Source organism: Streptomyces sp. DSM 120436 (assembly GCF_055778765.1).
In genome coordinates, this window is sequence record NZ_JBSKBS010000002.1 from 304578 (window position 1) to 330502 (window position 25925).

The following is a 25925-nucleotide window of genomic DNA, read 5'->3' on the forward strand; positions in this document are numbered from 1 at the left end:
GCCGGGTGCGGACCCCTCCCGGATCAGGTGTCGCCGGCCTGCGTCGCGGGTGCGTCCTCGCGCAGCACCGGTGCGCTGCGCACGAGGCGCAGCGTCGTGGTCAGCAGGACGCCCCCGACCACGTTGCCGAGGACCGCCCAGCCCAGCCATCCCAGCCAGTCGGCGTACCCGTAGGGCGTGCTGCCGGCGTGCAGGCCGGCGAACGCGATCAGGGAGTCCAGGACCGAGTGCCACAGCCCGAGTCCGGCCAGGACGAACGCGGCGGACACCGATGCGGCGATCTTCCCGGTCATGGACTCGGTGCCCTGGTGCATCCGGGTCATGAGGGTGATGACGCCGCCGCCCAGCACGGTGAGGCAGAAGGTGCCCAGGGTGTATCCGCCGTCGACGAACCGCGCGCCCGCGTCGGCCGCCGTGCGGTGCAGCTCGGGGAAGGCCCGCATCACGATCCACATGAACACCCACCCGCCGGCCAGGTTCATCACCAGGACCGTCGCCCACAGCCGCAGCAGGTCGAGCCAGGTGGCCGCGCCGGCGACCACGGTGCTCACCGGCACCAGGAAGCCCTCGGTGAACAGTTCGCTGTGGCCGAGCAGCAGGGCGATCAGCCCCACGGAGAAGGCCAGTCCGGCCAGCAGGTCGCTGCCGGTCTCGTGCTTGACGAACAGCAGCGTCATGACGCCCACGCTCACGTCGATGCCGCCCAGCAGCGAGGTGGCGATCAAGGACGGCCAGGTGCGGTGCAGACGCGGCCGGCCTTCGGCGACGATCCGCTCCGCCGCCTCGGCGACGCGCCGCTCCCCCGGCCCCTTCATGATCTGGTCGTCAGGCTCCATGGCGGTTCTCCGCTCCCGGCTCGCCCCGCGGCGGCCGGGGGCACGGCGCCGGGCGGGCCGGAGTCAGTCGGCGAGCAGGGCGGCCGGCGTGTCGGGCAGGAGCCGGGCGAGCTCCAGGTCCGGCCGCACCCTCGTGGCGAGGATCAGCAGTCGCAGCGGCTGCGGCGCCAGGTTGGTCACCGTGGTCTTGCGGGACGGGCCCTCCGGGGACGGCTGTGCGAACAGCAGGTGGAGGCCGGCGACGTCCATGAAGCGGGCGTGCTCCAGGTCCCAGACCAGTTCGGTCACGCTCGGCGGCAGCCCGGCGGCCTCGGCCCGGAGCAGGGGCAGGGTGTCGTGGTCGATCTCGCCGTGCACGGCGATCCGTGCCGCGGCGCCGTCGATCCGTGTGGTGAAGTGCATGGTGAGCGGCCCCCCTTCGGGAGGGTCGGGAGCCCAAAGGCGATGCGCACCCGGAAAAGGGGCGGTCGACGATGGCGGGGTCCGGCTGCCCTGGAGGGGGGCGACGCCCGGAACCCACGAGCCGACACCGTGACGCCGACCAGTCTCTCGTTCTCCCATCATGGCACGGCGAGTTGACGACGCCATACGATGCCAGCATGATCCACCGTCCGGATGATCTTCGACGACGTACTGGGGGGTGCCGCGTATGACGCGGCGACGTGCGATTCTGAGCGGTTCGACGTTCGAGGAGCGGATCGGTTACGCCCGTGCCGTGGTCGACGGCGACCGGGTGCACGTGTCCGGCACCACCGGCTTCGACTACGCCACCATGACGATCTCCGACGACGTGGTGGAGCAGGCCGAGCAGTGCCTGCGCACCATCGGCGCCGCGCTGGCGGAGGCGGGGTGCACCTTCGCCGACGTGGTGCGGGTGCGCTACCTGCTGCCCGACCGGGCGGACTTCGAGCCCTGCTGGCCGGTGCTGCGCCGGTGTTTCGGGGAGGTGCGGCCGGCCGCGACGATGATGGTCTGCGGTCTCGCCGATCCCCGGATGAGGATCGAGATCGAGGTGGACGCCCGGCGGCCCGCCGCCCCCGTCAGCTCTCCGACGGGGTGAGCAGCACGAAGTCGGCCTTGAAGGGGTCGAGGCACAGGGCCATCCGGCCGACGCCCTCCGCGTCCACCGGGCCCATCCGCACGCTGCCGCCGTTCTCCTCCACCTGGGCGACGGCCGCGTCGCAGTCGGCGACCGCGAACACGGGGTGCCAGTAGGGCCGCCCGCCGGCCAGGGACAGGGCGTCCTCGCCGACCTCCATGAGGCCGCCGTGCATCCGCTCGTCGGGCAGTCCGGCCGGGGTGATCATCGTGTACGTGCCCTCGTCGCCCGGCATCGGCATGTCGGTGAAGCGCCAGCCGAGGACGTCGCCGTAGAACCGCCGGGCCCCGGCCGCGTCGCTCGTGTACAGCTCGGTCCAGCACAGGGAACCGGGCGCGTCGACCAGGTCGACGCCCTTGCTCTCGCCGGGCTGCCAGACCGCGAACTGGCCGCCCAGCGGGTCGCTGTACTGGGCCATCCGGCCCCACTCGTCGATGTCGAGCGGCGCCACGCGCACGGTGCCGCCGCCGTTCTCGACGGCCCGGGTGGTGGCGTCCGCGTCGGCGACCGTGTAGTAGATCATCCAGGCCGGCCGGGCGCCCTCCTCGGTGAGTTCGCCGAGGCCGGCGACCATCTTGCCGTCCTTGCGGAACATACCGCCGCCGACGTCCTCCCCCATCGGCTCGAAGTCCCAGCCGAGGACCGCGCCGTAGAACGAGGCGGCGGCCGGGACGTCGGGGACGCCGAGGTCGAGCATGCAGGGTGAGCCGGGGGCGAAGTCAGTGGTGATCACCGCGAGGTCCTTTCGGAGCTTGCCTAGGGACTCAGCGTGCCACCGGACGCCGGTGCCCGCCCTCCGGCTTCGCCGTCCGGGCGTCCCGGACGGCGAAGCACGCCGTGATCGGGTGTTCCCACGCCTCCTGCTCCGCCGCACCCGTGGTGAACGGCAGGACCGGCCACGAGGGGTGGGCTGCGTCGCGGTAGGTCCCGTGGGTGACGGGGCGGCCCACCGGCGGGTGGAAGGCGTCCGGCGGCAGCAGCGCGTCGGCCGGCGGTTCGTTGTCGGACAGCCCCGCGACCGGCTTGTGGTCCGGCGGGAACGCCGCCGCGGCCGACTCGCCCGGCGCGGTGACCTCCGGTCGCCCGGCCGACCGGCAGCCCGCGGTGCGGCAGACCCCGCAGGGGTGCGGCCGGGTCCCCGTGGGGCCCGGCCGCACCCGTGTCCACCGGTACCGCGTCAGCTCAGCGGCTCGATGCGGATGTTCCGGTACCGGACCGCGTTGCCGTGGTCCTGGAGACGGATCGCCGCGGCCGCCGGTCCCTCGGGCGCGCCGCCGCCCGTGGGGCCGTCGACCACCACGTCGTCGTGGACCTTCCTGCCGTTCCACACCACCGTGATCCGCGCGTCGGACGTCTTGACGCCCTCGGCGTCGTACCGCGCGGCGCGGAAGACGATGTCGTACGACTGCCAGGTCTCCGGCGGCCCGGCGGCGTTCACGTCGGGCGCCTTCTTCCGGTAGATCGCGCCCGCCTCGTCGGCGGCGGGCGTGGTGTCGCCGTAGGAGTCCAGGATCTGGATCTCGTAGCGGTCCTGGAGGTAGACGCCGCTGTTGGCGCGGTCCTGGCCGGTGACGTCCGGGGGCAGCTTCGGCAGCCAGTACTCCAGGTGCAGCCGGAAGTCGTCGTAGCCGTCCTTCGTGCGGATGTCGCCGCAGCAGACCTCCGCCGCCCCGTCCTCGGCCGGCCACTGCACCGGGCGTCCGTCGGTGTGCTGCCACCGCTCCAGGCCCCGGCCGTCGAACAGGGTGACCGGGGCGCCGTGCCGGTCGACGGTGACGAGGTCGAGGTTGACGTGCCCGGTGTCGCCCTCGTCGACCCGGTAGGCGACGGTGTTGTGCCCGGCGCGCAGGCGTACCGTCTCCCGCTGTGTCGACCAGGTGTCCCAGTCGCCGGTGCTGCGCAGCCGCGTCTGCCCGACCTTGTGCCCGTTGACGTACAGGGAGACGGACTTGGTGCCCTGGAAGGGGTTCGGGCCGTTGGAGTAGCGCAGGCCCACGTCGTAGGAGCCGCTCCTGCCCACCGTGACGTCGAAGGTGGTGGCGGCGCCCTGGGTGCCGTACCGGTCGACGAAGCCGCTGCCGGAGTAGCCGCGGTGGTCGGTGTTGACGCCGGCGGCGCCGGTGAGGGTCGCCTCCTCCGCCTCGTACACCGGGCCGGGCGCGGGCTCGGCGCCGGGCAGGGCGTTGAGGGTGTACCAGGCCTCGGTGCTCCACAGGGTCTCGCCGGACGCGGAGCTGAACGGGCGCGGGGAGCGCAGGTGCACCACGCGGCCGGGCTTCAGGCCGTCGATCGTCAGGGTGACCTTCCTGCGGTCGGCGGACAGGCGCGCGGAGGTCACCTCCAGGGTCTCCTCGGCGATCTTGGGGCCGCCGTAGTCACGGGTCGGGGTGTAGCGCCACTGCTCGGCCCGGTAGTGGCTCACCAGGTCCTCGGCGGTCTCCTGCGACAGCGGCTGGGTGTACTCCAGCTCGAAGCCGCCCTTGCGCACCCGCATGGCCTGGATGTCGAAGGTGTTGCCGCCGTTGGGTGTCAGCTTCTGCAGCCCGAACTTGAGCTTGCCCTCCTGGCCCCAGTTGCCGTCGGCGCCCAGGCCGCCCACGTAGATCGCGCCGTCGGGGCCCATGCTGATGCGGTTCACGCCCGCCTCGAGGCCCTGGGTGAAGCGGAACACGGCACCCTGGTACTGGCCCTCGACCTTCTCCAGGTAGGCCCGCTGGAGACCGCCGTAGGTGACGTCACCGAACAGCATCTGCCCCTTGAAGCGTCCCTTGGTCAGGTACAGCGGCGTGCTGGGCGAGTTGGCGATCTCGTTCTGCGGCAGCCACAGCACCGGCTGCGTCACCGGCTCCTCGTCGAAGGGGCCGGCGGGATTGGTGTAGTGGTTGAAGAAGCGGCCCTGCCGGACGTGGACCAGCTTGGACGCGGGCAGCCAGCCGCCCTGGTTGTCGGTGACGAACATGCCGCCGCCGGGACCCCAGCCGATGCCGTTGGGCGTGCGCAGTCCTCCGGCCAGATAACTGACCTTCCCCGTCTTCTTGTTCACCTTGACGGTGACGCCCCTGCCGGGTGCGGGCTGCGGGTCGGTGGTGGCGCCGCCGTAGTCGATGGCGACGGACAGGTTCAGGTAGAAGTGGCCCTTGTCGTAGAGGAGGCCGAAGGCGAACTCGTGGAAGTTGCCGCCGTAGGGCCAGGTGGCGACGGTCCGGGACCGGTCGAGGGAGCCGTCGCCGTCGCTGTCGCGCAGTTCGGTCAGCTCGTGCTTCTGCGAGACGTAGACGGCACCGTCGACGACCTTCAGGCCCATCGGCTCCTTCAGCCCGCCGGCGATCCTCGTGGCCTTCACCTTGTCCGGGCCGGTGCTGCCGGTGACGTGGTCGAGGACGTAGACCTCACCGGCCGTGTTGTCGGTGCCGCCCCAGGTGCTCACGAGCAGCCGGCCGTCGGGCAGCCAGTCCATGCCGGTGACCTGCGGTTCGAAGCCTTCGGGGCGCAGGTCGGTGAGCGTGTGGTCGGGGCGTACGGCGTTCAGCGGCAGGCCGTCGCCGGGCGAGTCGGTGACGCCCTCGCACTCCTTGCGGCCCGGCGCGGTCACCCGGACCACACCGGCGTCGGTGCTCAGCGCCTCGTTCGGCACGGTGGCGAAGCCGTCGGCGCCCGGCGGCCGCCAGGCCAGGGTGAGCCGCTGGTCGCCGCCGCGCTCGAAGTGGTCGATGCGCAACGCGTGCATGCCCTCGGTGAGTTCGACGGTGCCGTCCTTGGGTTCGGCGCCGTGCAGCCCGTCGTGGTCGACCACCACCTGGTCGCCGATCAGCAGGCGTGAGCCGTCGTCGCTGATCAGCCGGAAGGTGTACGAACCGGCGGTCGGCACATGGATGTTGCCGGTGACCTGGCTGACGAAGTCGTCGGCGAACCCGCCGAAGTCGTCGGTCGAGCTGAAGTCGACGACCGGCTCCAGCCGGTCGACGTTGGGGGTCTGGCCGGGCTTGAGGGTGCAGATCGTCTCGAGCGGGACCTGCACGTCGAACACGCGGAGCGTGACGCCCGGTTCCTGGGGCGGCACATCGGCCCGCGGGGCGGCGTCCGGCCGGGCCGCGGCCGGCGGCGCCCCCCACACGCCGCCGGCCAGGAAGGCGCCGACGAGCAGGCCGGTGAGAGATCTTCGGACATGCCGGTACAGCCGTGCGTGCATGCTTCTGCCTCCTGCTGGGTCGACCGGAGGGCCGGATCAACTCCGGTGTGGGACACGCGCATTACGAGTACGCCAACGGTTGCGCCGACACGCTAGGAGACTTCTGCTCAACTCGTCCATACTTTGTCATCGACGAGTTCAAAGTGCGTCGCACGGCCGACGAAGAGGCGGGCCCCGGACCGCCGGGACCCGCCTGTCGTGGACAGCCGGACGACTCAGGGCTTACGGGCCAGGCCGCCGTGTTCGGCGATGATCTCCGGGGCCGGCTCCTGAACCTCGGGACGCCACTGCTGCACCGACACGACGCCGGGCTCGACCAGCTCGAGCCCGTCGAAGAAGGAGGTGATCTCCTCCACGGTCCGCAGGTTGTACGGCACCGCGCCGCTGGCGTTGTAGGCCTCCTGGGCTCGCTCGAAGCCCGGGTCGACGCCGCGCGAGCCGTCGTTGACCGACAGGTAGCTGCCGGACGGCAGGGCGGCCATCAGCCGGTCGACGACGGAGCGCGCCTCGTCGTAGTCGGCGATGTGGCCGAGGATGTTGCTGAGGATCAGCGCGGTGGGACGCGTGAGGTCCAGGGTGCGGCCCGCGGCCTCCAGGATGCGCTCGGGCTCCAGGACGTTCGCGTCGACGTACGCCGTCGCGCCCTCGGGGGTGGAGTAGAGCAGCGCGCGGGCGTGGGCGAGGACCATCGGGTCGTTGTCGACGTAGACGATCCGGGACTCGGGCGCGATCCGCTGGGCGACCTGATGGGTGTTGTCGGCCGTCGGGAGGCCGGTGCCGATGTCCAGGAACTGGCGTATGCCCTGCTCGGCGGCCAGGTACGTGATGGTGCGGCGCAGGAAGGCGCGGCTGCCGCGGGCGATGGCGACGATACCGGGGAAGACGGCGGTGTAGGCGTCGCCGGCCTCCTCGTCGACGGGGTAGTTGTCCTTCCCTCCCAGCCAGTAGTTCCAGATGCGGGCCGAGTGCGGCACCGAGGTGTCGATCTTCTGCTGAGTCGATCCGGGTGCCGTCGCGGGGTCGGTCATGGCTACCGTCCGTGGTGTTCCGAGAGCTGTTGTCGCCGCTCAATCTACGGTCCCACAGCTCTTCTGCGCAGGCTTGCCCGAAGGCGCGCCGGACGTGCGGACGGGGCCGTCGTCACGCGGGACGGCGGCCCCGTCGGGCATATGCCGAAGGAAATACTGGGTGGAGGTCAGGCGAGTTCGACCAGGAGGTCGCCGCCCTCCACCTGCTGGATGCGGTTGATCGCCAGCCGGGAGACCGTGCCGGACTTCGGGGCCGTGATGGCCGCCTCCATCTTCATCGCCTCGATGGTGGCCACCGTGGCACCCGCCTCCACCTGGTCGCCCTCGGCGACCGCGAGGGTCACCACGCCGGCGAAGGGCGCCGCCACATGGCCCGGGTCGGCGCGGTCGGCCTTCTCCGTGACCGGCACGTCGGAGGCCGCCGCGCGGTCACGGACCTGGATCGGCCGCAGCTGGCCGTTGAGCGTGGCCATCACCGTGCGCATGCCGCGCTCGTCGGCGTCACCGACCGCCTGGAGCTCGATCAGCAGCCGGACGCCGGGGTCGAGGTCGACGCTGTACTCCTTCCCGGGACGCAGTCCGTAGAAGAAGTCCTTGCTGTCCAGGACGCTGGTGTCGCCGAACGACTGGCGGTGCGTCTCGAACTCGCGGGTCGGTCCGGGGAACAGCAGCCGGTTGAGGGTCGGGCGCCGGTCCTTGGCCAGGCCCTCGCGGTCCTCGGCGGACAGCTCCGGGGCCGGCCTGGGCTCCGCCCGGCCGCGCAGCGCCTTGCTGCGGAACGGCTCGGGCCAGCCGCCGGGCGGGGTGCCCAGCTCGCCGCGCAGGAAGCCGACGACCGAGTCGGGGATGTCGAAGCGGTCCGGCTGCTCCTCGAACTCGCGCGGGTCGACGCCCGCGCCGACCAGGTGCAGGGCCAGGTCGCCGACCACCTTGGACGACGGGGTGACCTTCACCAGCCGGCCCAGCATCCGGTCGGCGGCCGCGTACATCGCCTCGATGTCCTCGAAGCGGTCGCCGAGGCCCAGCGCGATCGCCTGGGTGCGCAGGTTGGAGAGCTGGCCGCCGGGGATCTCGTGGTGGTAGACGCGGCCGGTCGGGGAGGCCAGGCCCGCCTCGAACGGCGCGTAGACCTTGCGGACGCTCTCCCAGTACGGCTCCAGGTCGCCGACCGCCTGGAGGTCCAGGCCGGTGGGCCGCTCGGAGTGGTCGGTGGCCGCGACGAGCGCCGACAGCGAGGGCTGCGAGGTGGTGCCGGCCATCGAGGCCACCGCCCCGTCCACGGCGTCCGCGCCCGCCTGGATCGCGGCGAGGTAGGTGGCGAGCTGCCCGCCCGCGGTGTCGTGGGTGTGCAGGTGCACCGGCAGGTCGAACTCCCGGCGCAGCGCCGACACCAGCGTCGCCGCCGCGGGCGCCCGCAGCAGGCCCGCCATGTCCTTCACGGCCAGGACGTGCGCGCCCGCCTCGACGATCTGCTCGGCCAGCCGCAGGTAGTAGTCCAGCGTGTAGAGCCGCTCCGACGGGTCGGACAGGTCGGAGGTGTAGCACAGGGCCACCTCCGCCACGGACGTGCCGGTCGCGCGGACGGCGTCGATCGCGGGCCGCATCTGGGAGACGTCGTTCAGCGCGTCGAAGATGCGGAAGACGTCGATGCCGGTCGCCGCCGCCTCCTGCACGAAGGCGTCGGTCACCTCCGTCGGGTACGGCGTGTAGCCCACGGTGTTGCGGCCGCGCAGCAGCATCTGGAGGCAGATGTTGGGCACGGCCTCGCGCAGGGCGGCCAGCCGCTCCCACGGGTCCTCGGCGAGGAAGCGCAGGGCGACGTCGTAGGTGGCGCCGCCCCAGCACTCCAGGGACAGCAGCCCGGGCAGGGTGTGCGCGACCACCGGGGCGACGGCGAGCAGGTCCTTGGTGCGGACCCGGGTGGCGAGCAGCGACTGGTGGGCGTCGCGGAAGGTGGTGTCGGTGACGCCGAGGGCCGGCGACTCGCGCAGCCGGCGGGCGAAGCCCTCCGGGCCCAGCTCGGCGAGGCGCTGCCTGGAACCGGCCGGCGGCTCCCCCGCGGGCGCCTCGGGCAGCTTGGTCAGCGGGTCGATCAGCTCGGGGCGCTCGCCGTGCGGCTTGTTGACGGTGACGTCGGCGAGGTAGGTGAGCAGCTTGGTGCCGCGGTCGGCGGAGTGACGGGCGGTGAGCAGCTGCGGGCGCTGCTCGATGAACGAGGTGGTGACCCGCCCGGCCTGGAAGTCGGGGTCGTCCAGAACGGCCTGCAGGAAGGGGATGTTGGTGGCCACGCCGCGGATGCGGAATTCGGCCACGGCGCGCCGGGCCCGGCCCACCGCGGCGCCGAAGTCGCGGCCCCGGCAGGTCAGTTTGACCAGCATGGAGTCGAAGTGGGCGCTGATCTCCGTGCCGGCGTGGGTGGTTCCGCCGTCGAGGCGGATGCCGGAGCCGCCGGGCGAGCGGTAGGCGCTGATGCGGCCGGTGTCCGGGCGGAAGCCGTTGGCCGGGTCCTCGGTGGTGATGCGGCACTGCAGGGCCGCGCCGCGCAGGGTGACGGACTCCTGCGACAGTCCGAGGTCGGCGAGCGACTCGCCGGCGGCGATGCGCAACTGGGCCTGTACCAGGTCGACGTCGGTGACCTCCTCGGTGACCGTGTGCTCGACCTGGATGCGCGGGTTCATCTCGATGAAGACGTGGTTGCCGTCGCGGTCGAGGAGGAACTCCACGGTGCCGGCGTTGCGGTAGCCGATCCGCCGGGCGAACCGCACGGCGTCGGCGCAGATCCGGTCGCGCAGCCCGGGGTCCAGGTTGGGCGCGGGGGCGAGCTCGATCACCTTCTGGTGGCGGCGCTGCACGGAGCAGTCGCGCTCGAAGAGGTGGATGACGTTCCCCTGGCCGTCGGCGAGGATCTGCACCTCGATGTGGCGGGGCTCGACGACGGCCTTCTCCAGGAACACCGTGGGGTCGCCGAACGCGGAGGCGGCCTCGCGGGACGCGGCCTCAACGGCCTCGCGCAGCTGGGCGGGGTCCTCCACGCGGCGCATGCCGCGCCCGCCGCCGCCCGCGACCGCCTTGACGAAGACGGGGAAGCCGATCTCGTCGGCGGCGCGCACGAGTTCGTCGATGTCGGTGGAGGGCGCGGAGGAGCCGAGGACGGGCACGCCCGCCTCCCGGGCCGCGGCCACCGCGCGTGCCTTGTTCCCGGTCAGTTCCAGGATGCGGGCGTCAGGGCCGACGAAGGTGATGCCCGCTTCCTCGCAGGCCTTCGCGAGTTCGGGGTTCTCCGACAGGAAGCCGTAGCCCGGGTAGACGGCGTCGGCGCCCGCCCGGCGGGCCGCGCGGACGATCTCCTCGACGGAGAGGTACGCCCGGACCGGATGGCCCGGTTGGCCGATCTCGTAGGCCTCGTCGGCCTTCAGCCGGTGCAGCGAGTTGCGGTCCTCGTGCGGGAAGACGGCGACGGTGCGCGCCCCCAGTTCGTAGCCCGCGCGGAACGCCCGGATCGCGATCTCGCCGCGGTTGGCGACGAGCACCTTGCGGAACATGGTCGATCCCTTCAGCCTGCCGGTGACGATCACCATCGTGTCCGCGGCGGGTCCGGTACGCCATGTGAGCCGGGCCACTCGCACGGGCGCGCCCCGGACCGCGGACCGGCATACCGGGACGAACGGGGGCCGCGGGCGGAGCGTTTCCCCCGCGGCCCTCCGCGCCCGATCGGTGCGGGTGTGCGTGCCGCCTGCTGCTCGGTGGCCTCGAGCAGTCCGTCGGGCGTGCCGGTGCCCGGGGCGCCGATCGCGTCGGCGGTGGCACGGCGGTCCGTGACGGCGGGCGGCTCGGTGCGGCGGATCCCCACGACGTCCGCCCGGGCCGGAGCCGGCCGGTCCGCGGAACCCGGGCCGAGCGGGGTGCTCGAGCGCGCCGGCCGGCGCGTGGGCGGGACGCGTGACCGTCCCGTCACCCGGTCCTCACGGGACGGTCGTTCCGGACGGTCATCCCTCCCCCGCGGGCCCGAAGGGGCGGAAATGGACGAGCCGTCAGGCCTGACCGGTCTCGAAGCGGGAGACGCGGCCGTCGTCGTCGACGGTGAAGGACCAGGTGGTGCGCGTCTCGCCGTAGGTGTCGTCGCGGCGGTGGGCGACGAGGCGGCGGCCGCCGTCGGACGCGTTCCCGGCCTCCGTGCGGCCGCGGGGGAGAAGATCTCCCGGCCGGTCCGGTCGGCGGGGTCCCGCTCGGTGCCGTGGTCCGCCACGGTGGCGCCGGGGGGCCGTGAACACCTCCCGGTCGTGGCCGTCGGCGGCGGGGACGAAGACGCGTACGGCCGGGTCACCGAGGCGGGTGATCCGCATGGGCATGCCTGTCAGGTTCGTACCGGTGCGGCGCCCCGCCACCCGCGTCACCCGAACGGCGCCGGTGGCGGGCCGGGGCCGGGGCGGCGGTGCGACGGTGGTCGGGGGCCGGACCACCGTTCACGGGGAGACGACGTGACCTGTTACGACCGACGCGATCTGGGACTGCTGCTGCTCCGGCTGGGAACCGGCGGGGTGCTCGCGGCGCACGGCGCGCAGAAGCTCTTCGGCTGGTTCGGCGGCGGCGGCATCGAGGGCACCGGCCAGTTCATGGAGTCCATCGGGTACGCGCCCGGCAAGGTCAGCGCCACCGCGGCCGGCGTCGCGGAGACCGGCGGCGGTCTGCTGCTGGCACTCGGCCTCGCCACCCCGGCGGCGGGTGCGGCCGCCGCCGGGGCGATGGCGGGTGCGGCGGCGGTGCACGCGCCCAACGGCTTCTTCAACCAGGAGGGCGGTTTCGAGTACGCCGCGTCCCTGGGCCTGACGGCGGCGGGTCTCGCCGTCACGGGGCCGGGGCGGCTCTCCCTCGACCGTGTGCTGGGGCATTCGGTGAACCGGAGCTGGATGGTGCCGGCGGCCTTCGCGGTGACGGCGGCGGCCACGGCGATGACCGTGGGGGCGCGCAGCCGGCGGCTGCGGAAGGCGCGGGAGGGCCAGCAGGGCACGCTGTTCGAGTGACGGGCGGTGCGGCGGGCGCCGCGGCGGGCGTTGTCGGTGGGCTGTGCGAGGCTGTGCGGCCATGAGCGAGCAGTCGTCTTCTCCGCCGTCTCCGGCCGCGGATCTGTGGGGGTCCGTCGAGGGGCTGTGCGGCTGGCTGGACGCCAGCCGTCCCGACGAGGGTCCCGACCGGGTCCTGCTGCGGATCCTGAAGCTGTCCGAGGAAGTGGGTGAGGTGGCCCAGGCCGTGGTCGGGGCGACGGGGCAGAATCCGCGGAAGGGGGTCACTCATACGTGGGACGACGTGAGCGCGGAGTTGTGCGACGTCGCCGTCACCGCTCTGGTGGCGCTGCGGACCCTCACGCCGCAGGCGCCAGAGGTTTTCGCGCATCACCTGAAGCGGATCACCGAGCGGTCGCTCGGCGGGAGGGGTGACGCCTGACGGGCGGGGGTGGGGGCGGGGGCCGCGCGGGGCGGTGGGGGCCGTGCGGGGCTCGTCGCGCGGTTCCCCGCGCCCCCGAGGGGCGCCCTCTCGGCGGGCGCCGTCCGACGGGAGGCGGGTTTCGGCCCGGCCGGCGCGTCCCTTCAGGGCGGAGGCCCGCCGCGCCGAGTCCGGCCGGCCGGTCCCGCTGCGTCTCGGTTCCGTGCGCCCACACCGTACGTCCCACCGCGGGTCAGCCCCGGCGGCGGGCGTCCTCCAGGAAGTGCAGCACAGCCGCCACCCGGCGGTCGGTGCGGTCGGCGGGCGGCAGGTCGAGCTTGGCGAAGATGTTGCGGATGTGCTTGTGCACGGCCCCGTCGCTCACGACGAGCCGTTCCGCGACGGCCGCGTTGCCCAGCCCCTCCGCCATCAGCGCGAGCACGTCCCGCTCACGGGGGCTCAGCCGCTCCAGCTTGGTGTCGTGCCTGCCGCGGGCGAGCAGCTGGGCGACGACCTCCGGGTCGATGGCCGTGCCGCCGTCCGCCACCCGGTGCAGCGCCTCCAGGAACTCCTCGACCCGCCCCACCCGCTCCTTCAGCAGATAGCCGAGCCGGGCGCTGCCCTGCGCGAGCAGGTCGGTGGCGAAGGCCTGTTCGACGTAGGCGGACAGCACGAGCACCGCGAGGCCGGGCAGACGCCGCCGTGCCTCGACGGCCGCGGTGATCCCCTCGTCGGTGTGGGTGGGCGGCATGCGTACGTCGACGATGGCGACGTCCGGCCGTTCCGCGTCGACGGCGGCGAGGAAGGCGCCGGGCTCCTCCGCCGTCGCCACCACGTCCAGGGTCTCGGCGCGCAGCAGCAGCGCCAGCCCTTCGCGCAGCAGGGCGTCGTCCTCGGCGATCACGATCCGCATGGCAGGGTCACCTTCAGGGTGGTGGGGCCGCCGGACGGGCTGGCCAGTTCCAGTGTTCCGTCGTGGGCCTCGACGCGGCGGCGGATGCCGGTGAGTCCGGTCCCGCCGTGCTCGTCGGCGCCGCCGTGGCCGTCGTCGCGGACCTCCACGTGCAGCAGTCCGCCCGCCGCGCGCACGGTGACCCACGCCCCGTCGGCGCCGCTGTGCCGGGCGATGTTGGTGAGGGCCTCGGCGACCGCGAAGTACGCCGTCGCCTCGACCGCCGCCGGGCACCGCGTGGGCACGTCGGCGTCGACCCGGCACGGCACCGGGCAGCCGGCCGCGAGCGCGGTGAGCGCGTCGGGCAGGCTGCGGTCGGCGAGGACCGGCGGGAGGATGCTGCGGACGACCGCCCGCAGTTCGGTGAGCGCCTGTTCGGCGGCGTCCTGGGCGCGGTCCAGGACGGCCGCGGCCTCCTCCGGATTCCGGGCGAGGGCGCGCCGGGCGGCGCCGAGCAGCACGGTGACGGCGACGACGCGGTTCTGCGTCCCGTCGTGCAACGCCCTTTCCACGCGCCGGAGTTCGGTGACGTGGGCGTCCAGGGCGGCGGCGCGGGTGGCGGTCAGCTCGGCGACCCGCAGGACGAGGTCGGTGCCCGGGTCGGGGCTGAGCAGCCGGCGTCCGGGCCAGGCCTGGAGCCGGGCGAGAGCGGGGGCGCACACCAGGACGACGCCGCCCAGGGCCACACCGATCCCGCTGACGGCCAGGGCGCCGGGCCAGTCCCGGACGGTCCACCAGCCCACGGCGGAGGCGGACTCGCTCTCCGGCAGGAAGCTCCAGTACAGCGGGAAGGCGACGTCGTGGGCCGCGCTCAGCGGCAGCGTCGCCCCGACCAGCCCGAGGAACAAGCCGGGGGCCGCGTGCGTGACCACCCAGCGCACCTCACGGCGGACGGCGCGGTCGGCGAGCATCGCGCGCAGCCCGTCGGGCAGCGGCGCCGGGCCGACGATCTCCGGGCCCCAGCGGGAGAGCCTGCTGCGTTCCCGGTCGGCGACCGCGCGCACCGCGTGCAGGGCGGACGGCAGCAGCCGCAGTCCGATCCCGACGAGGCAGGTCACCGCGGTCAGGGCCAGCCAGAGCGTGGCGAGCAGGGCGAGCAGGGCGGTGCCCAGTCCCCCGACCAGGTGCTCCAGCGCGTCCAGCGCGGTCCGGGCACGGGCGGCCACGGCCCGGCGCCGCCCCGGCCGCACGTCCGCCGGGCGGTCGTGGGTCACCAGCATCCGCACCTCCTGGGCACGGAGGATAGAACGCCCGGGCGCCGGCCCGCCGAGCCGTCCGCCGTACGGGAGCCGGCGGGCGGGGCTCGCGGGCCGGGAGCGGGCGCGGGATCGGGCGGACGCTCGGGATCGGGCGGACGCACGGGATCGGGCGGACGCGCTCACTCCCGGACGCCGATGCCCTCGACGGGGGCGGTGCGCAGGACGCGGCCGACGGGGACCACCGTGGCGAGCAGCGCCAGCACCGCCGTACCGCCCAGGAGTGCCGCCCAGCCGGCGGGCGGCACATGGGGCACGGCGGCCCCGGTGACCGCGCGGACGACGGTGGTGAGGGTGACGGCGGCGATCGCGGCGCCGATGAGCAGCGCCACGCCCAGCAGACCGGCCTGTTCGGCGTGGACCATCCGCTTCACCTGGCCGCGGGTGACGCCGACCAGGCGGAGCAGGGACAGCTCCCGGGTGCGGGCCAGGGCGGCCATGACGAGGGTGTTGGCGGCGGCGAGGACCGCGTAGCCGGCCAGGACGGCGACGAGCATCCTGTTGAGCCAGCCGCTGACCGCGACGTCCTGCGCGAGGTCGCCGGTCAGCCGCTCGGTGTCCACCACCTGGCCGCCCGGGTAGCGGCGGGCCAGGCTTGCCAGGGCGCGCCCGGCGTCCGTGCCCGGGGCGGTGCGGACGAGCACGCGGTCGTCAAGTCCGGTGACGGTGTGCCCGGCGAGGGTCCGCCGGTGCAGGGTGACGTCGCCGAAGCCCCAGCCGCGCTCGTACAGGGCGACGACGCGCAGGGTGACGGGCGTGCCGTCGCCGAGCCACAGCCGGGCCCTGTCCCCCAGCCGCCAGCCCGCCGCGTCGGCGCGGGCCGTGGAGACGGCCACGGTGTCCTCGCGCAGGGCGTCGAGGCTGCCGGAGCGCACCCGCAGGTCCAGGGTGCGCTCCACGCCGCGCGGATCGATGCCCTGGGCGGGCACGGTCTGCGGTTCGAGCCGGTCGGGCACCACGACGGAGGTGCGGCGCACGCCGGTCGCGGCGACCACCCCGGGGACGCGACGGGCCTCGGCCCCGGCGGACGCGGGCAGTCCGGCACCGGCGGTCAGCGCGTGCTGGGCGAGGACCCCGTCGCGGCTCTGCACCACGGTCTGCCGTTCCAGGTTGTCCTGGAGGAACCAGACGGTGCCGCCGAGACCGACGGACAGCACGAGCGCGGTCAGCACGGCGACCATGCCGCGGGCGTTGGCGCGCAGGTTGGCGGCGGCGAGGTGGCCGCTGGTCCCCCACACGGCGCGCAGCACGGGGCCGAGCAGCCGGGCGGCGGCCTGGTTGATCCAGGGCGCGAGCAGCGCGACGCCCAGGACGGACAGGTAGAGCATGCCCATGGCGGCTCCGAGCGCGGCCTGCCCGCCGGCGGCGCCGGTGAGCCCGGTCAGGGAGACCGCGCCGGCGAGGCAGGCCAGTCCGGAGATGAGGCGCACCCTGCCGCCGGCGCCGGGTTCCACGGCCGCCTCCCCGAGCGCCTCGGTGGGCCGGATGCGGGTGACGCGCAGCGCGGCGGTCCAGGCGGAGAGCAGCGCCACGACGGCGACCGTCACGACGGCGGCCGCGGCGGACAGGGCGCCGCCCCGGACGGCGAAGTCCTCCGGGAGGAAGCCGCGGGAGACGAGCGCGTCGCGGACCAGGCGGGTGGCGAACAGTCCGGCGGGGACGCCCACGACACCGGCGAGCGGGACGAGCAGCCCGACCTCCGCGAGGAGCATCGACCGCACCTGGCCGGGGGTGGCGGCGACGGCCCGCAGCAGGGCCAGGTCGCGGCGCCGGTGCCGTACGGACAGCCCGACGGTGCCGGCGACCACGAAGCCGACGATGGCCGCCGCGTACCCGGCGAAGGCGGCCCCGGCGCCGAGCGCGAGGGAGCGGGCGGCGCCGGCGTCGGGCTCGGCGGCGAGTCCGCGGTCGTCGCCGGTGTACGCGGTGACGCCCGCGCCGTCCGCGATCCGGCGCACCTCGGCGAGGACGGCGTCCCGGTCGGCGTCCGGTGCGGTGAGCACGCCGACGGCGTCGTAGCGGCCGGGGCGCGGGTCGAGTGCGGCGGCGTGCGCGTCGGTGAAGAACAGCGCCGTCCGCCCGTTCGCCGTGCCGTCCGCGTCGACCACGCCGCTCACCCGGTACGTCCGGCTCACGCCGCCGGTGACCACCTCGGTGGTGGCTCCCGGTCCGAGGCCCGCGCCGTCGGCGAGCCGGGCGTCGACGGCGATCTCCCGGCCGGAGCGCGGCGGCTCCCCGGACACCAGCCGGTACGGGGCGAGGGCGGTGCTCGACCAGCCGTGGCCGGTGGCCGGCCGCCCGGGAGCCGCCGTGAGGGCGACGACGAGCCGCCGGTCGCCCACCGCGCGGTCGACGCCGGGCACGGCGGCCAGTTCCCCGGCCAGGCCCTCGGGGACGCTGCCCCGCTCGGGCAGGATCACGGTGGTGCGCTCGGTCTCGCCGAGCACCGTCGGCCCGTCGACGGTCAGGTCCCGGTCGGCGACCACGGCGACGGCCGCGCCGTAGCGCCGCGGGTCGCCCTCGTGGCGCCGTCCGGACTCCACGAGCAGGACGCACGTCATGAGGACGGCGATGCCCGCGGCGAGCGCCACGAACGTGGCGAGGAAGCCGCCCGTGCGGTACCGCAGCGTCTGCGCTGCCAGCCGGAGCACGCGTCAGCCCTCCCGGCTCGCCGCGGGGTGCCGGTGGCCCGGCAGCGCGAGCTGTTCGGCGATCCGCTCGGCGCCGGGGCGTTCCATGTCCCGGACGATCCGCCCGTCGGCCAGGATCAGCACGCGGTCGGCGTAGGAGGCGGCCACGGGATCGTGGGTGACCATGACGACGGTCCGGCCGTCCTGGTCGACCGCCGACCGCAGCAGGTCGAGGACGGCGGCCGCGGAGCGGGTGTCGAGGGCGCCGGTGGGCTCGTCGCAGAAGATCACCTCGGGACGGGTGACCAGCGCCCTGGCGATCGCGACGCGCTGCTGCTGACCGCCGGAGAGCCGGGCGGGCCGGTGCCGCAGCCGCTCCTCCAGGCCGACCCGCCGGACGACCTCGTCGACCCACGCGGGGTCGGGCCGCAGGCCCGCCAGCCGGGACGGCAGCAGGATGTTCTGCTCCACGTCCAGCGCGCCCACCAGGTTGAACGCCTGGAAGACGAAGCCGACCCGGGCGCGCCGCAGTTCGGTGAGCTTCTTCTCCGACAGGCCCGCCAGGTCGGTGGCGCCGATCCGCACCCGCCCGGAGTCCGGGCGGTCGAGGCCGGCCGCGCAGTGCAGCAGCGTGCTCTTGCCGGATCCGGAAGGTCCCATCACGGCGGTCGCGGTGCCGCGCGGGAACGCGGCGCTCACGTCGTCGAGCGCCACGACGGGCTGGTCGCCGCCGTACGTCTTGCGTACGCGCTCGAGACCGACGGCGATGCCGTCCGGGGTCAGGGACATGGTCGGGGGCCTTCCGGGTGCGGTTCTCGGGATCTCCCCGAGGCTAGGGCGGCGGCGGGCCGCCGCCCATGCAGCCAGCGACCGTCCTGCGGTGGTGCAGGCGCTACCCGAGGCGCGGGTCCGGCCGGACCGTCGGCCGCCGGTGATCGAGTGGTGACCGGTGGAGGGCGCGCGTACGGTCGAACGGTGGACTCCCGGAAGGGCGGCCCGACATGACCAGCAGTCCGCGACCGGCCTCCACGCAGGAGGCCGCACGGGGCGGCCGCGGCGGGGGCAACGCGATGGCCCTGTTCGTCATCGCCTCATGTCAGCTGATGGTGGTGCTGGACATCACCATCGTGAACATCGCGCTGCCGCACATCCAGCGCTCCCTGGACTTCTCGACCACCAGCCTGTCGTGGGTGGTCAACGCCTACACCCTCACGTTCGGCGGGCTGTTGCTGCTGGGCGGCCGGGCCGGTGACATCCTCGGCAGACGGCGGGTGTTCGTCTTCGGCGTGCTGCTGTTCGTGCTGGCGTCCCTGCTGGGCGGGCTGGCGCAGAACTCCGGTCAGCTGCTGGCGGCCCGTGCGCTGCAGGGCGTGGGCGGCGCGATCGCCTCCCCGACGTCCCTGGCGCTGATCAGCACGACCTTCCGCGAGGGGCCGGAACGCAACCGCGCGTTCGGCGTGTTCGCGGCGGTGTCGGCGGGCGGCGGCGCGATCGGGCTGCTGGCCGGCGGCGTCCTCGTGGAGTGGCTGAACTGGCGGTGGGTGCTGTTCGTCAACGTCCCGATCGGTCTGCTCATCGCCCTCGCCACCCCGCGCTGGATCAGGGAGTCCGAACGCCACCCGGGCCGCTTCGACGTCACCGGCGCGCTGGCCTCCACGGCCGGCATGGTGCTGCTGGTCTACGGCTTCATCCGGGCGGCGCAGGACGGCTGGCGGGATCCGCTGACCCTGGCGTCGTTCGCGGCGGCGGTCGTCGTCCTGGTGGCGTTCGTGCTGCTCGAGAGGCGGTCGCCGCAGCCGATCACACCGCTGCGCATGTTCGCGGACCGCAACAGGGCGGGCACGTACGGGATCATGCTGTTCCTGGCCGCGGCGCTGTTCGGCATGTTCTTCTTCCTCACCCTGTTCGTGCAGAACGTGCTGGGCTTCGGTCCGCTGAAGGCGGGGCTCGCCTTCCTGCCGGTGAGCGCGGTCATCGCGGTCGGCGCCGGGCTGGCGTCGCGGTTCCTGCCGGTGTACGGACCGAAACCGTTCATGGTGGCGGGCGGTCTCTTCGCGGCGACGGGCCTGGGGTGGCTGACCCTGACCGACGTGCACTCCACCTACGCGGGCAGCGTGCTCGGTCCGATGCTGGTGTTCAGCTTCGGCATGGGCATGGAGTTCGTGTCGCTGACCCTGATGGCGCTGTCCGGCGTGCCCGTGCGGGAGACCGGCGCCGCCTCCGGACTGCTCAACGCCACGCAGCAGGTCGGCGGTTCGCTGGGCCTGTCCATCCTGGTGACGGTGTACGGCACGGCCAGCAGGAACGAGGCGGAGAAGCAGGTCCCGCGCTTCCTGGAACAGGCGACCCCGGCCGAACGGCTGGAGTTCCGGCGCACGGGCGAACTGCCGGGGCTGTTCGGCGCCGAAGTCCTCACCTCGGGTGTGTCCGCCGCCTTCGTCACGGCGGCCGTCTTCGCCGGGCTCGCCGCCCTGGTCGCGGTGGTGGCGATCCAGGTCCGCCCCTCGGACCTGGAACGTCTCCGGGGCGGCGGCCCGGGCGTCCCGCCGGGGTGAGGACGCCGGTTCAGCGGCCCTTGCGGGGCAGACGCAGGTCGGCGACGACCGGCCGGTGGTCCGACGCGTCGGTGGCGTGCGTGCGCGCGCCGGTCACGGTGACCCCGCGCGAGACGGTGATCAGGTCGATCCGCTTCTCCGGTGCGGTCGCCGGGTAGGTGGCGCCGGCGTCGGGTGCGGCGTCGCGCAGGGTGTGCCACAGCGGCGCCAGCTCGGGTGCGGACGGCTCGGCGTTGAAGTCGCCGACCAGGATCCCCGGTCCCCGGTCGTCCGCCAGGACCTCCAGCATGTCGGTCACCTGGGCGGCGCGGATCGACGGGTCGGCGCGGTAGTCCAGGTGCGTGCTGTAGACGTGCGTGCGTACGCCCTCGACCCGGATCACGATCTCGGCGAAGCCGGGCGCCGGGGCGGGCACGGGGTCGGGGGTCTGGGTGGACAGGCGGGTGATCTCGTGGTTCTCGGCGTGCAGCACCGGGTGGCGGCTGAGCACGGCCACGCCGTACCGGCGGCGCTCGCCGCCCTCGACGGCCGGGTCGAGGTCGTAGATCGGCGCGAAGAACACCCGCATGCGGAGCTTCCTGGCCAGCGCGCGGGCCTCGTCGGTGAAGGCACTGCGGTCGCCCCAGTGGACGTCGACCTCCTGCAGCCCGATCACGTCGGCCTTCAGCTCGCGCAGGGCGTCGGCGGTCCGGTCGAGGTCGAAGACCTGGTCCTCCCCCGCCCCCGCGTGGATGTTGTACGTGGCCACCCGGAGCGGCACGGCGGGGGCGCGGGAGGCGGACGGGGGAGCGTCCCCGTCCGCCGCGGCCGGCGTCGCGGTGAGCGACAGGACGGCGGCGAGGAGCACGGCGGCGACACGGGCGGTGCGGGCGGGACGTCCGATTCCTGACGGCATGCCTTCTCCTGTGTGCGGATGCGGTGTTGACGAACGGTCGGTGCGTCACCGCAGGGAAGCACAGGCGGGACCGGCGGCCCAGCGCCTTGGCCTTTCCTTTCCCCGCCGTTCCTCTCCCGCCGGTCCCTTCCCGGCCGCGTCGGCCCCTGACACCGCGTCGGTCGCGGTGACCGTGCGGACCGGTACGAGCACGGTGTCGGTGGTGTGCTCCAGGTCATCTCGAGGGCTTCACGCCGCAGACGGTGAGGTCCGGGACGTCGCCGTGGCCGCTGGGGCGGCCCGGCCGCCGGGGTGTCCGGACGGGGCAGCGGCCCGGTCCGGTGAGGGGCCACCGGACCGGGCCGCGCCGTGCTTCGTCCGGACTCAGCCGAAGTCCACGTCGCTGCACATCAGGTAGGCCTGGTCGAGGTGCGAGGCCTGCCAGATGGTGAAGACGACGTGGTGTCCGGAGTAACCGGAGGTCTGCACCGGGAAGGTGATGTTGTTCGCCGGGGCGAAGCGGCCGGTCTGGGTGATGAAGTCCAGGTCGTCCCAGCCGAGCTTCTCGGTCTTCGGATCGAAGCCCTGCTTGCTCACGTAGACCTTGAAGTAGTCCGCGCCGTGCGACGCCTGGTCGTACAGGTGGATGGTGAAGTTGTCACCGACGGGCGTCGTCTTCCACGGACCCGGGTTGTTCAGGCTCTCGAAGTTCGCGTGGTTGTTGCTGCAGAGCTTGCCGTTGGGGATCCGCGCCTCGAACTGGCCGCCGAGGCCGTCCTGGAGCATGCTCATCCAGTTCGCCCAGGGGAGGGTGTGTCATGGGCGGACCGGCCGCCGCCCAGTGCGCCCGGTGAAACGAGGTGCCCCGCCTCCGCCGCTCCGGTACCGTGCGACGCATGTCGAGTCCCGAGTCGGACAGGGTGGGGGCTTTCGGTCGCGCCGTCAGCCCCCTGCACCACTGAGCCGCCCACCTGCCGCACCATCCGGCCGGGGCGGCGTGCCCTGGTGCCTCGAGGGCCGGCCGCGCTGACGAGATGACGTTCTCCCGTCCTTCTCCTCGGCCCGGAGCCACTCGATGCCTCTCTCCTTGTACCTGCTCGCCCTGGCCGTCTTCGCCATGGGCACCTCGGAATTCATGCTCGCCGGTCTGCTGCCGGACATCGCCGGCGACCTGGGCGTCACCGTCGGCACGGCGGGCGCCCTCACCTCGGCCTACGCCGTCGGCATGGCGGTCGGCGCCCCGCTCACGGCGGCGCTGGCCCGCAACCGTCCCGGACGGTCGAGCCTGCTCGGCTTCGTCCTCGTGTTCCTGGCGTGCCACGCCGTGGGGGCCGCCACCTCGCACTTCCCCGTCCTGTTCGCCACCCGGGTGGTCGCCGCGCTCGCCAACGCCGGGTTCCTCGCCGTCGCCCTGACGACCGCCGCCGCGCTGGTGCCCGCCGACCGGAAGGGCCGCGCGCTCGCCGTCCTGCTGTCGGGTACGACGGTGGCCATGGTCGCCGGGGTCCCCGGCGGGTCGCTGCTCGGCGCCCTGTTCGGCTGGCGGGCCACCTTCTGGGCCGTCGCCGTGCTCTGCCTGCCCGCGGCCCTCGGTGTCCTCACCGGCGTCCCGGCACACCGAGGGCACGGCGCCCCGGCCGACGGCGGGCCGTCCCTCCGCCGGGAGCTCGCCCAGCTCCACCGGCCCCGCCTGCTGCTGGTCGTCCTGCTCGCCGCCCTGGTGAACGCCGGCACCTTCGCCTGCCTCACCTTCCTCGCCCCGGTCGTCACCGACACCGCCGGGCTCGGCGAGCTGTGGATCTCCGTCACCCTGGTGCTCTTCGGCGCCGGCTCCTTCGCCGGTGTGACCGTCGCCGGGCGGCTGTCCGACCGGCGGCCGGGCGTCGTCCTCTTCGTCGGCGGGCCCCTGCTGCTCGTCGGCTGGTCCGCCCTCGCCGTGCTCGCCGACCTGCCGGTCGCGCTGCTCGCCCTCGTGTGCGTCCAGGGCGCGCTGTCCTTCGCCGTCGGCAGCACCCTGATCACCCGCGTCCTGTACGAAGCGGCCGGCGCCCCCACCATGGCCGGGTCCTACGCGACCGCCGCGCTCAACATCGGCGCCGCCGCCGGACCGCTCCTCGCCGCCGTCTCCCTCCACACCGGGGCCGGCGCGAGCGGGCCGCTCCGGACCGGCGCGCTCCTCGTGGCCGCCGCGCTGCTCGTCGCGCTCCCCCTGCGCACCGTCGTCGTCCCCCGCCGCCGCACGGAAGCCGCACGGTGACCCCGCGACACGCCGGGACGCCGCTGCCCGCCCCCCTGTCGGGCGGGGCGGGCAGCGGGGCCGTGACCGAGGTCAGACCTTCTCGGTGACGCGGTCCTCCGTCACCGCCGGGGCGGTGGACGTCGGCGCCGGGTCGCCAGGAGCCACGTTCAGCTCCGTGAGCATCGCCTTGGTGAAGCCGAACCAGTACGTCGCCGCGAACCCGGCCACGTACCCGACGAGCAGGCCGGCCGCGTAGACGGTGATCGTCCGGGCGAGGCCGTGGTCGCCGTCGAGGAGGGGGAACAGGGCCCAGCCGGAGGGGCCGATCGCGGTGGCGCCCACGTCCGTGCCGAGCTGGTTGAAGAGGCCGACGAAGGCGCCGCCGAACGCGCCGCCCGCGCAGGCGGTGACGAAGGGGCGGCCGAGGGGCAGGGAGACGCCGTAGATCAGCGGCTCGCCGACGCCGAGGAAGCCCGGCCACAGCGCGGACTTGATCGTCGTGCGGATCGAGGTGTTGCGGGGCAGCCGGCAGTAGATCGCGACGGCCGCGCCGACCTGGCCCGCGCCCGCCATGGCGAGGATCGGCAGCAGGACGGTGAAGCCCGCTCCCTCGATCAGCGTGGTGTGGATGGGGATGAGCGCCTGGTGCAGGCCCAGCATGACCAGCGGGAGGAAGAGACCGCCGAGGAGGAGGCCGGCGCCCGCGCCGCCCTGGGCGAGCAGCCAGTCGGCGGCGTCACCGGTCCAGGACGACACCTCACCGGCGAGGAACATCAGGCCGAACAGGGTCGCAAGGCCGGGGACCAGCACGGTGACGGTGGGCGTGACCAGCACGTCGACGGACTCGGGGACCCAGCGCCGGCACCGCTTCTCGACGTACGCGCCGAGGCAGGCCGCGGCGAGCGCGCCGAGCACACCGCCCTGGCCGGGCGAGAGCTGTTGGCCGAACGCCTCGACGTCGGCCACCTCGGCGTAGACGATGATCGACGCGACGGCGCCGCCGAGGATGGGGGTGCCGCCGAACTCCTTGGCCGTGTGGTAGCCGACGAAGACGGCGATCAGCGCCATGAAGCCGGAGGCGATGGCGGCCAGGGCCGGGGTGACGGCGGGCAGCCAGGCGAGGTTGACGAGCAGGCCGTTGAGGCCGGCGATGATGCCGCAGCCGATGAGCGCGGGGATGAGCGGCACGAAGATGTTCGCGATGCGCCGCAGGAACAGCTTGAACGGGGTGGCGTTCCTCGCCTTCCGCTCCGCCCTGAGCGCCGCGCCCTGGGCCGCCAGCTCCTCGGCGGTGACGGGGTCGGACCCGCCCGCGGGGGCGACGGGCTCCTCCGGGGCCTCGGCGCGCTGCGCCTCGACCAGGGCCTCGAACTCGGGGGTGACGCGAGCCACGGTGCCGGGGCCCAGCACGATCTGGTAGGTGTCGTCCTCGACGACCCCCATGACCGCGGGCAGCGCCTTGAGCGCCTCCTCCTGGACGAGGGACCGGTCGCGCAGCCCGAGCCGGAGCCGGGTCATGCAGTGGGCCACCGATGCCACGTTCGCCGCGCCTCCGACCAGGGGGAGGAGGGCGGCAGCGGTGGCGCGATGCTTGTTCTCTTCGCTCATGGTGCGGTCATGCCTTGCTGTGAGGTGGGGCGGGCCGCGTCAGGCGGCTGCGGCTTCCGGTGCCTTGCGCAGGCGCCCGTGGGCGTCCTGCGGCAGGCGGGCTGCGGTCGGGGCGTCCACGGACGCCAGGAGGGTGAGGACGGAGTCCCCGACCCCGCCGTCGTGGTCGGCGAGGTCGGTCTCGACGGACTCGTCGCGGGCGCCGGCGGCGAGGACGCCGAGCCGTCCTGCCGGGCCGGCGCCGACGTGGACGAGCCGGCCGCCGCGGGCCATGCGCCCGGTGACGCCGTCGACCGCGGCGGCGATCCGCGGCAGCCGGGCGGCGACGACCGTGGTGACGGTGAGGCCCTCCGCGTTCATGAGGCGGGCGAGGCCGAGGGCGGGCCGGCGGTCGATGTCCGCCGGCTCCGGGCGGTACGCCTCCGCGGTCACGGTGGCCGGTCGTTCACGCGACCGGCCGCTCCCCACGGCGTCTGCGGCGGGCACGAGAGTCACGCTCCTCCGGGTCGAAATTTACTTTCGGTCGATCGCTTGATCCTGAAAGATATTTTCAGGCCTCGCGTGCGTCAAGGGCCGCCGGACACGCCTCGTTCCGAAGCACCCGCGGGAGCGTGTAGAAGGGACCCGTGAACAGCGCCGAACACACCGCGGCAGAGCGTCCCGAGCGTGCCCGCCCCACGCCGCACAGCCTGACGGGCGTCGGCCTCGCCGTCCTCGACGGATCCGGCCGCGTCCTGCTCGGCCTGGGCCACGACGGCCGGTGGGAACTGCCGGGCGGCAAGGTGGACCCGGGTGAGGACTTCGAGACGGCGGCCGCGCGGGAGCTGGCGGAGGAGACCGGGCTGTCCGTGCCGGTCACGGCCGTACGGGTGCTGGCGGTCGTGGTGGACGGCCTGCGCGGACTCACCCGGGTCACCGCCGCCGCGGTCGCCGAGGGGGCGGCGGGCACGCCCACGGTGACGGAACCGGACAAGATCGTGCGCTGGGAGTGGTTCGCGCGCGACGCGGTGCCGTCCGCTCTGTTCGGTCCGTCGGCCTCGGTGCTGGACTGCGTGTGGCCCGAGGCGCATCCCCGCGGGGCGGCGGAGACGTGTCGCTACCCGGTCCGCCCGGCCGGCGGAGGGCACGCGGCTCGGAGCAGGTGAGGACAACGCGGTTTCCGCCACGCCGGGTTGGAACGACGAACCGGCGGGGCGCCCCTGCACTACGATGCGGACGTTACCGCCCCGGCCTCGTAT

The 25925-nt window shown here is 74.2% G+C and carries 21 protein-coding genes and 1 pseudogene; 6 read left to right on the forward strand and 16 right to left on the reverse strand.

Annotated elements, in window-relative coordinates:
• Positions 1–23: 23 nt before the first annotated feature.
• Both ACWH4W_RS23235 and ACWH4W_RS23240 read right to left on the reverse strand, forming a co-directional pair.
• Positions 24–836 (reverse strand): formate/nitrite transporter family protein, encoded by an 813-nt coding sequence (locus ACWH4W_RS23235; RefSeq protein WP_473077791.1) that lies wholly within the window; start codon positions 834–836, stop codon positions 24–26.
• Positions 837–899: 63 nt separating this feature from the next.
• Complete coding sequence (locus ACWH4W_RS23240) at positions 900–1238, reverse strand: STAS domain-containing protein (RefSeq protein ID WP_473077792.1); 339 nt, start codon at positions 1236–1238, stop codon at positions 900–902.
• A gap of 247 nt (positions 1239–1485) precedes the next feature.
• On the opposite strand from ACWH4W_RS23240, the gene ACWH4W_RS23245 reads away from it, so the two are divergent.
• Positions 1486–1896, forward strand: coding sequence for a RidA family protein (locus tag ACWH4W_RS23245; RefSeq protein WP_473077793.1), 411 nt, complete (start codon positions 1486–1488; stop codon positions 1894–1896).
• Here ACWH4W_RS23245 and ACWH4W_RS23250 read toward each other — a convergent pair.
• From ACWH4W_RS23250 to ACWH4W_RS23275, 6 genes and pseudogenes are all read right to left on the reverse strand, one after another.
• Entirely contained in the window at positions 1877–2668 is a 792-nt protein-coding gene (locus ACWH4W_RS23250; RefSeq protein ID WP_473077794.1) for a VOC family protein, read from the reverse strand. The genes ACWH4W_RS23245 and ACWH4W_RS23250 overlap by 20 nt on opposite strands.
• Positions 2669–2699: 31 nt before the next feature.
• Entirely contained in the window at positions 2700–3092 is a 393-nt protein-coding gene (locus tag ACWH4W_RS23255; RefSeq protein ID WP_473077795.1) for a hypothetical protein, read from the reverse strand.
• Positions 3093–3112: 20 nt separating this feature from the next.
• On the reverse strand, positions 3113–6124 hold the full coding sequence (locus tag ACWH4W_RS23260) for a 3-keto-alpha-glucoside-1,2-lyase-like domain-containing protein (RefSeq protein WP_473077796.1): 3012 nt from the start codon (positions 6122–6124) through the stop codon (positions 3113–3115).
• A 215-nt stretch (positions 6125–6339) separates the two neighbouring features.
• Positions 6340–7152, reverse strand: coding sequence for an SAM-dependent methyltransferase (locus ACWH4W_RS23265; RefSeq protein ID WP_473077797.1), 813 nt, complete (start codon positions 7150–7152; stop codon positions 6340–6342).
• A 167-nt stretch (positions 7153–7319) separates the two neighbouring features.
• A complete protein-coding gene (locus ACWH4W_RS23270; RefSeq protein ID WP_473079240.1) occupies positions 7320–10694 on the reverse strand; it encodes a pyruvate carboxylase in 3375 nt (1124 codons plus the stop codon).
• 489 nt (positions 10695–11183) lie between these two features.
• A pseudogene (locus ACWH4W_RS23275) lies at positions 11184–11501 on the reverse strand (nuclear transport factor 2 family protein).
• A 129-nt stretch (positions 11502–11630) separates the two neighbouring features.
• Between ACWH4W_RS23275 and ACWH4W_RS23280 the strand changes: the two are divergent.
• Both ACWH4W_RS23280 and ACWH4W_RS23285 read left to right on the forward strand, forming a co-directional pair.
• Positions 11631–12173 carry a DoxX family protein gene (locus tag ACWH4W_RS23280; RefSeq protein WP_473077798.1) on the forward strand — a complete coding sequence of 181 codons (543 nt, stop codon included), beginning with the start codon at positions 11631–11633 and terminating at the stop codon, positions 12171–12173.
• 61 nt (positions 12174–12234) lie between these two features.
• A complete protein-coding gene (locus tag ACWH4W_RS23285; RefSeq protein ID WP_473077799.1) occupies positions 12235–12594 on the forward strand; it encodes a MazG-like family protein in 360 nt (119 codons plus the stop codon).
• Positions 12595–12826: 232 nt separating this feature from the next.
• Here ACWH4W_RS23285 and ACWH4W_RS23290 read toward each other — a convergent pair whose 3' ends face one another.
• The 4 genes from ACWH4W_RS23290 to ACWH4W_RS23305 form a co-directional block, all read right to left on the reverse strand.
• Positions 12827–13486, reverse strand: coding sequence for a response regulator (locus ACWH4W_RS23290; protein WP_473077800.1), 660 nt, complete (start codon positions 13484–13486; stop codon positions 12827–12829).
• Positions 13474–14745 carry a sensor histidine kinase gene (locus tag ACWH4W_RS23295; RefSeq protein WP_473077801.1) on the reverse strand — a complete coding sequence of 424 codons (1272 nt, stop codon included), beginning with the start codon at positions 14743–14745 and terminating at the stop codon, positions 13474–13476. Before ACWH4W_RS23295 ends, ACWH4W_RS23290 begins: the two co-directional genes overlap by 13 nt.
• Before the next feature lie 158 nt (positions 14746–14903).
• Positions 14904–17432 carry an FtsX-like permease family protein gene (locus tag ACWH4W_RS23300; RefSeq protein ID WP_473077802.1) on the reverse strand — a complete coding sequence of 843 codons (2529 nt, stop codon included), beginning with the start codon at positions 17430–17432 and terminating at the stop codon, positions 14904–14906.
• A gap of 3 nt (positions 17433–17435) precedes the next feature.
• The gene (locus ACWH4W_RS23305) at positions 17436–18200 is read right to left on the reverse strand and encodes an ABC transporter ATP-binding protein (protein ID WP_473077803.1); all 765 of its coding nucleotides are present in this window, start codon (positions 18198–18200) and stop codon (positions 17436–17438) included.
• 281 nt (positions 18201–18481) lie between these two features.
• On the opposite strand from ACWH4W_RS23305, the gene ACWH4W_RS23310 reads away from it, so the two are divergent.
• A complete protein-coding gene (locus ACWH4W_RS23310; protein ID WP_473079241.1) occupies positions 18482–19966 on the forward strand; it encodes an MFS transporter in 1485 nt (494 codons plus the stop codon).
• Between the two features lie 10 nt (positions 19967–19976).
• Here the strand turns inward: ACWH4W_RS23310 and ACWH4W_RS23315 are convergent, their stop codons facing one another.
• Both ACWH4W_RS23315 and ACWH4W_RS23320 read right to left on the reverse strand, forming a co-directional pair.
• A complete protein-coding gene (locus ACWH4W_RS23315; protein WP_473077804.1) occupies positions 19977–20861 on the reverse strand; it encodes an endonuclease/exonuclease/phosphatase family protein in 885 nt (294 codons plus the stop codon).
• Between the two features lie 363 nt (positions 20862–21224).
• Complete coding sequence (locus ACWH4W_RS23320) at positions 21225–21632, reverse strand: lytic polysaccharide monooxygenase (protein ID WP_473077805.1); 408 nt, start codon at positions 21630–21632, stop codon at positions 21225–21227.
• 283 nt (positions 21633–21915) lie between these two features.
• Between ACWH4W_RS23320 and ACWH4W_RS23325 the strand changes: the two genes are divergently transcribed.
• A complete protein-coding gene (locus ACWH4W_RS23325; protein WP_473077806.1) occupies positions 21916–23097 on the forward strand; it encodes a Cmx/CmrA family chloramphenicol efflux MFS transporter in 1182 nt (393 codons plus the stop codon).
• A 72-nt stretch (positions 23098–23169) separates the two neighbouring features.
• Here ACWH4W_RS23325 and ACWH4W_RS23330 read toward each other — a convergent pair whose 3' ends face one another.
• Positions 23170–24687: a PTS transporter subunit EIIC gene (locus tag ACWH4W_RS23330; protein ID WP_473077807.1), complete on the reverse strand. Its 1518-nt coding sequence runs from the start codon at positions 24685–24687 to the stop codon at positions 23170–23172.
• A 39-nt stretch (positions 24688–24726) separates the two neighbouring features.
• Complete coding sequence (locus ACWH4W_RS23335) at positions 24727–25173, reverse strand: hypothetical protein (protein WP_473077808.1); 447 nt, start codon at positions 25171–25173, stop codon at positions 24727–24729.
• 140 nt (positions 25174–25313) lie between these two features.
• Between ACWH4W_RS23335 and ACWH4W_RS23340 the strand changes: the two genes are divergently transcribed.
• Positions 25314–25832: a nucleotide triphosphate diphosphatase NUDT15 gene (locus ACWH4W_RS23340; RefSeq protein ID WP_473077809.1), complete on the forward strand. Its 519-nt coding sequence runs from the start codon at positions 25314–25316 to the stop codon at positions 25830–25832.
• Positions 25833–25925: the final 93 nt, after the last annotated feature.

Bases quoted from the DNA above. Each gene is read 5' to 3' on its own strand.
- ACWH4W_RS23235 (WP_473077791.1), bottom strand. From the start codon at position 836: ATGGAGCCTGACGACCAGATCATGAAGGGGCCGGGGGAGCGGCGCGTC.
- ACWH4W_RS23240 (WP_473077792.1), bottom strand. From the start codon at position 1,238: ATGCACTTCACCACACGGATCGACGGCGCCGCGGCACGGATCGCCGTG.
- ACWH4W_RS23245 (WP_473077793.1), top strand. From the start codon at position 1,486: ATGACGCGGCGACGTGCGATTCTGAGCGGTTCGACGTTCGAGGAGCGG.
- ACWH4W_RS23260 (WP_473077796.1), bottom strand. From the start codon at position 6,124: ATGCACGCACGGCTGTACCGGCATGTCCGAAGATCTCTCACCGGCCTG.
- ACWH4W_RS23265 (WP_473077797.1), bottom strand. From the start codon at position 7,152: ATGACCGACCCCGCGACGGCACCCGGATCGACTCAGCAGAAGATCGAC.
- ACWH4W_RS23270 (WP_473079240.1), bottom strand. From the start codon at position 10,694: ATGTTCCGCAAGGTGCTCGTCGCCAACCGCGGCGAGATCGCGATCCGG.
- ACWH4W_RS23285 (WP_473077799.1), top strand. From the start codon at position 12,235: ATGAGCGAGCAGTCGTCTTCTCCGCCGTCTCCGGCCGCGGATCTGTGG.
- ACWH4W_RS23290 (WP_473077800.1), bottom strand. From the start codon at position 13,486: ATGCGGATCGTGATCGCCGAGGACGACGCCCTGCTGCGCGAAGGGCTG.
- ACWH4W_RS23295 (WP_473077801.1), bottom strand. From the start codon at position 14,745: ATGCTGGTGACCCACGACCGCCCGGCGGACGTGCGGCCGGGGCGGCGC.
- ACWH4W_RS23305 (WP_473077803.1), bottom strand. From the start codon at position 18,200: ATGTCCCTGACCCCGGACGGCATCGCCGTCGGTCTCGAGCGCGTACGC.
- ACWH4W_RS23310 (WP_473079241.1), top strand. From the start codon at position 18,482: ATGGCCCTGTTCGTCATCGCCTCATGTCAGCTGATGGTGGTGCTGGAC.
- ACWH4W_RS23315 (WP_473077804.1), bottom strand. From the start codon at position 20,861: ATGCCGTCAGGAATCGGACGTCCCGCCCGCACCGCCCGTGTCGCCGCC.
- ACWH4W_RS23320 (WP_473077805.1), bottom strand. From the start codon at position 21,632: ATGAGCATGCTCCAGGACGGCCTCGGCGGCCAGTTCGAGGCGCGGATC.
- ACWH4W_RS23325 (WP_473077806.1), top strand. From the start codon at position 21,916: ATGCCTCTCTCCTTGTACCTGCTCGCCCTGGCCGTCTTCGCCATGGGC.
- ACWH4W_RS23330 (WP_473077807.1), bottom strand. From the start codon at position 24,687: ATGAGCGAAGAGAACAAGCATCGCGCCACCGCTGCCGCCCTCCTCCCC.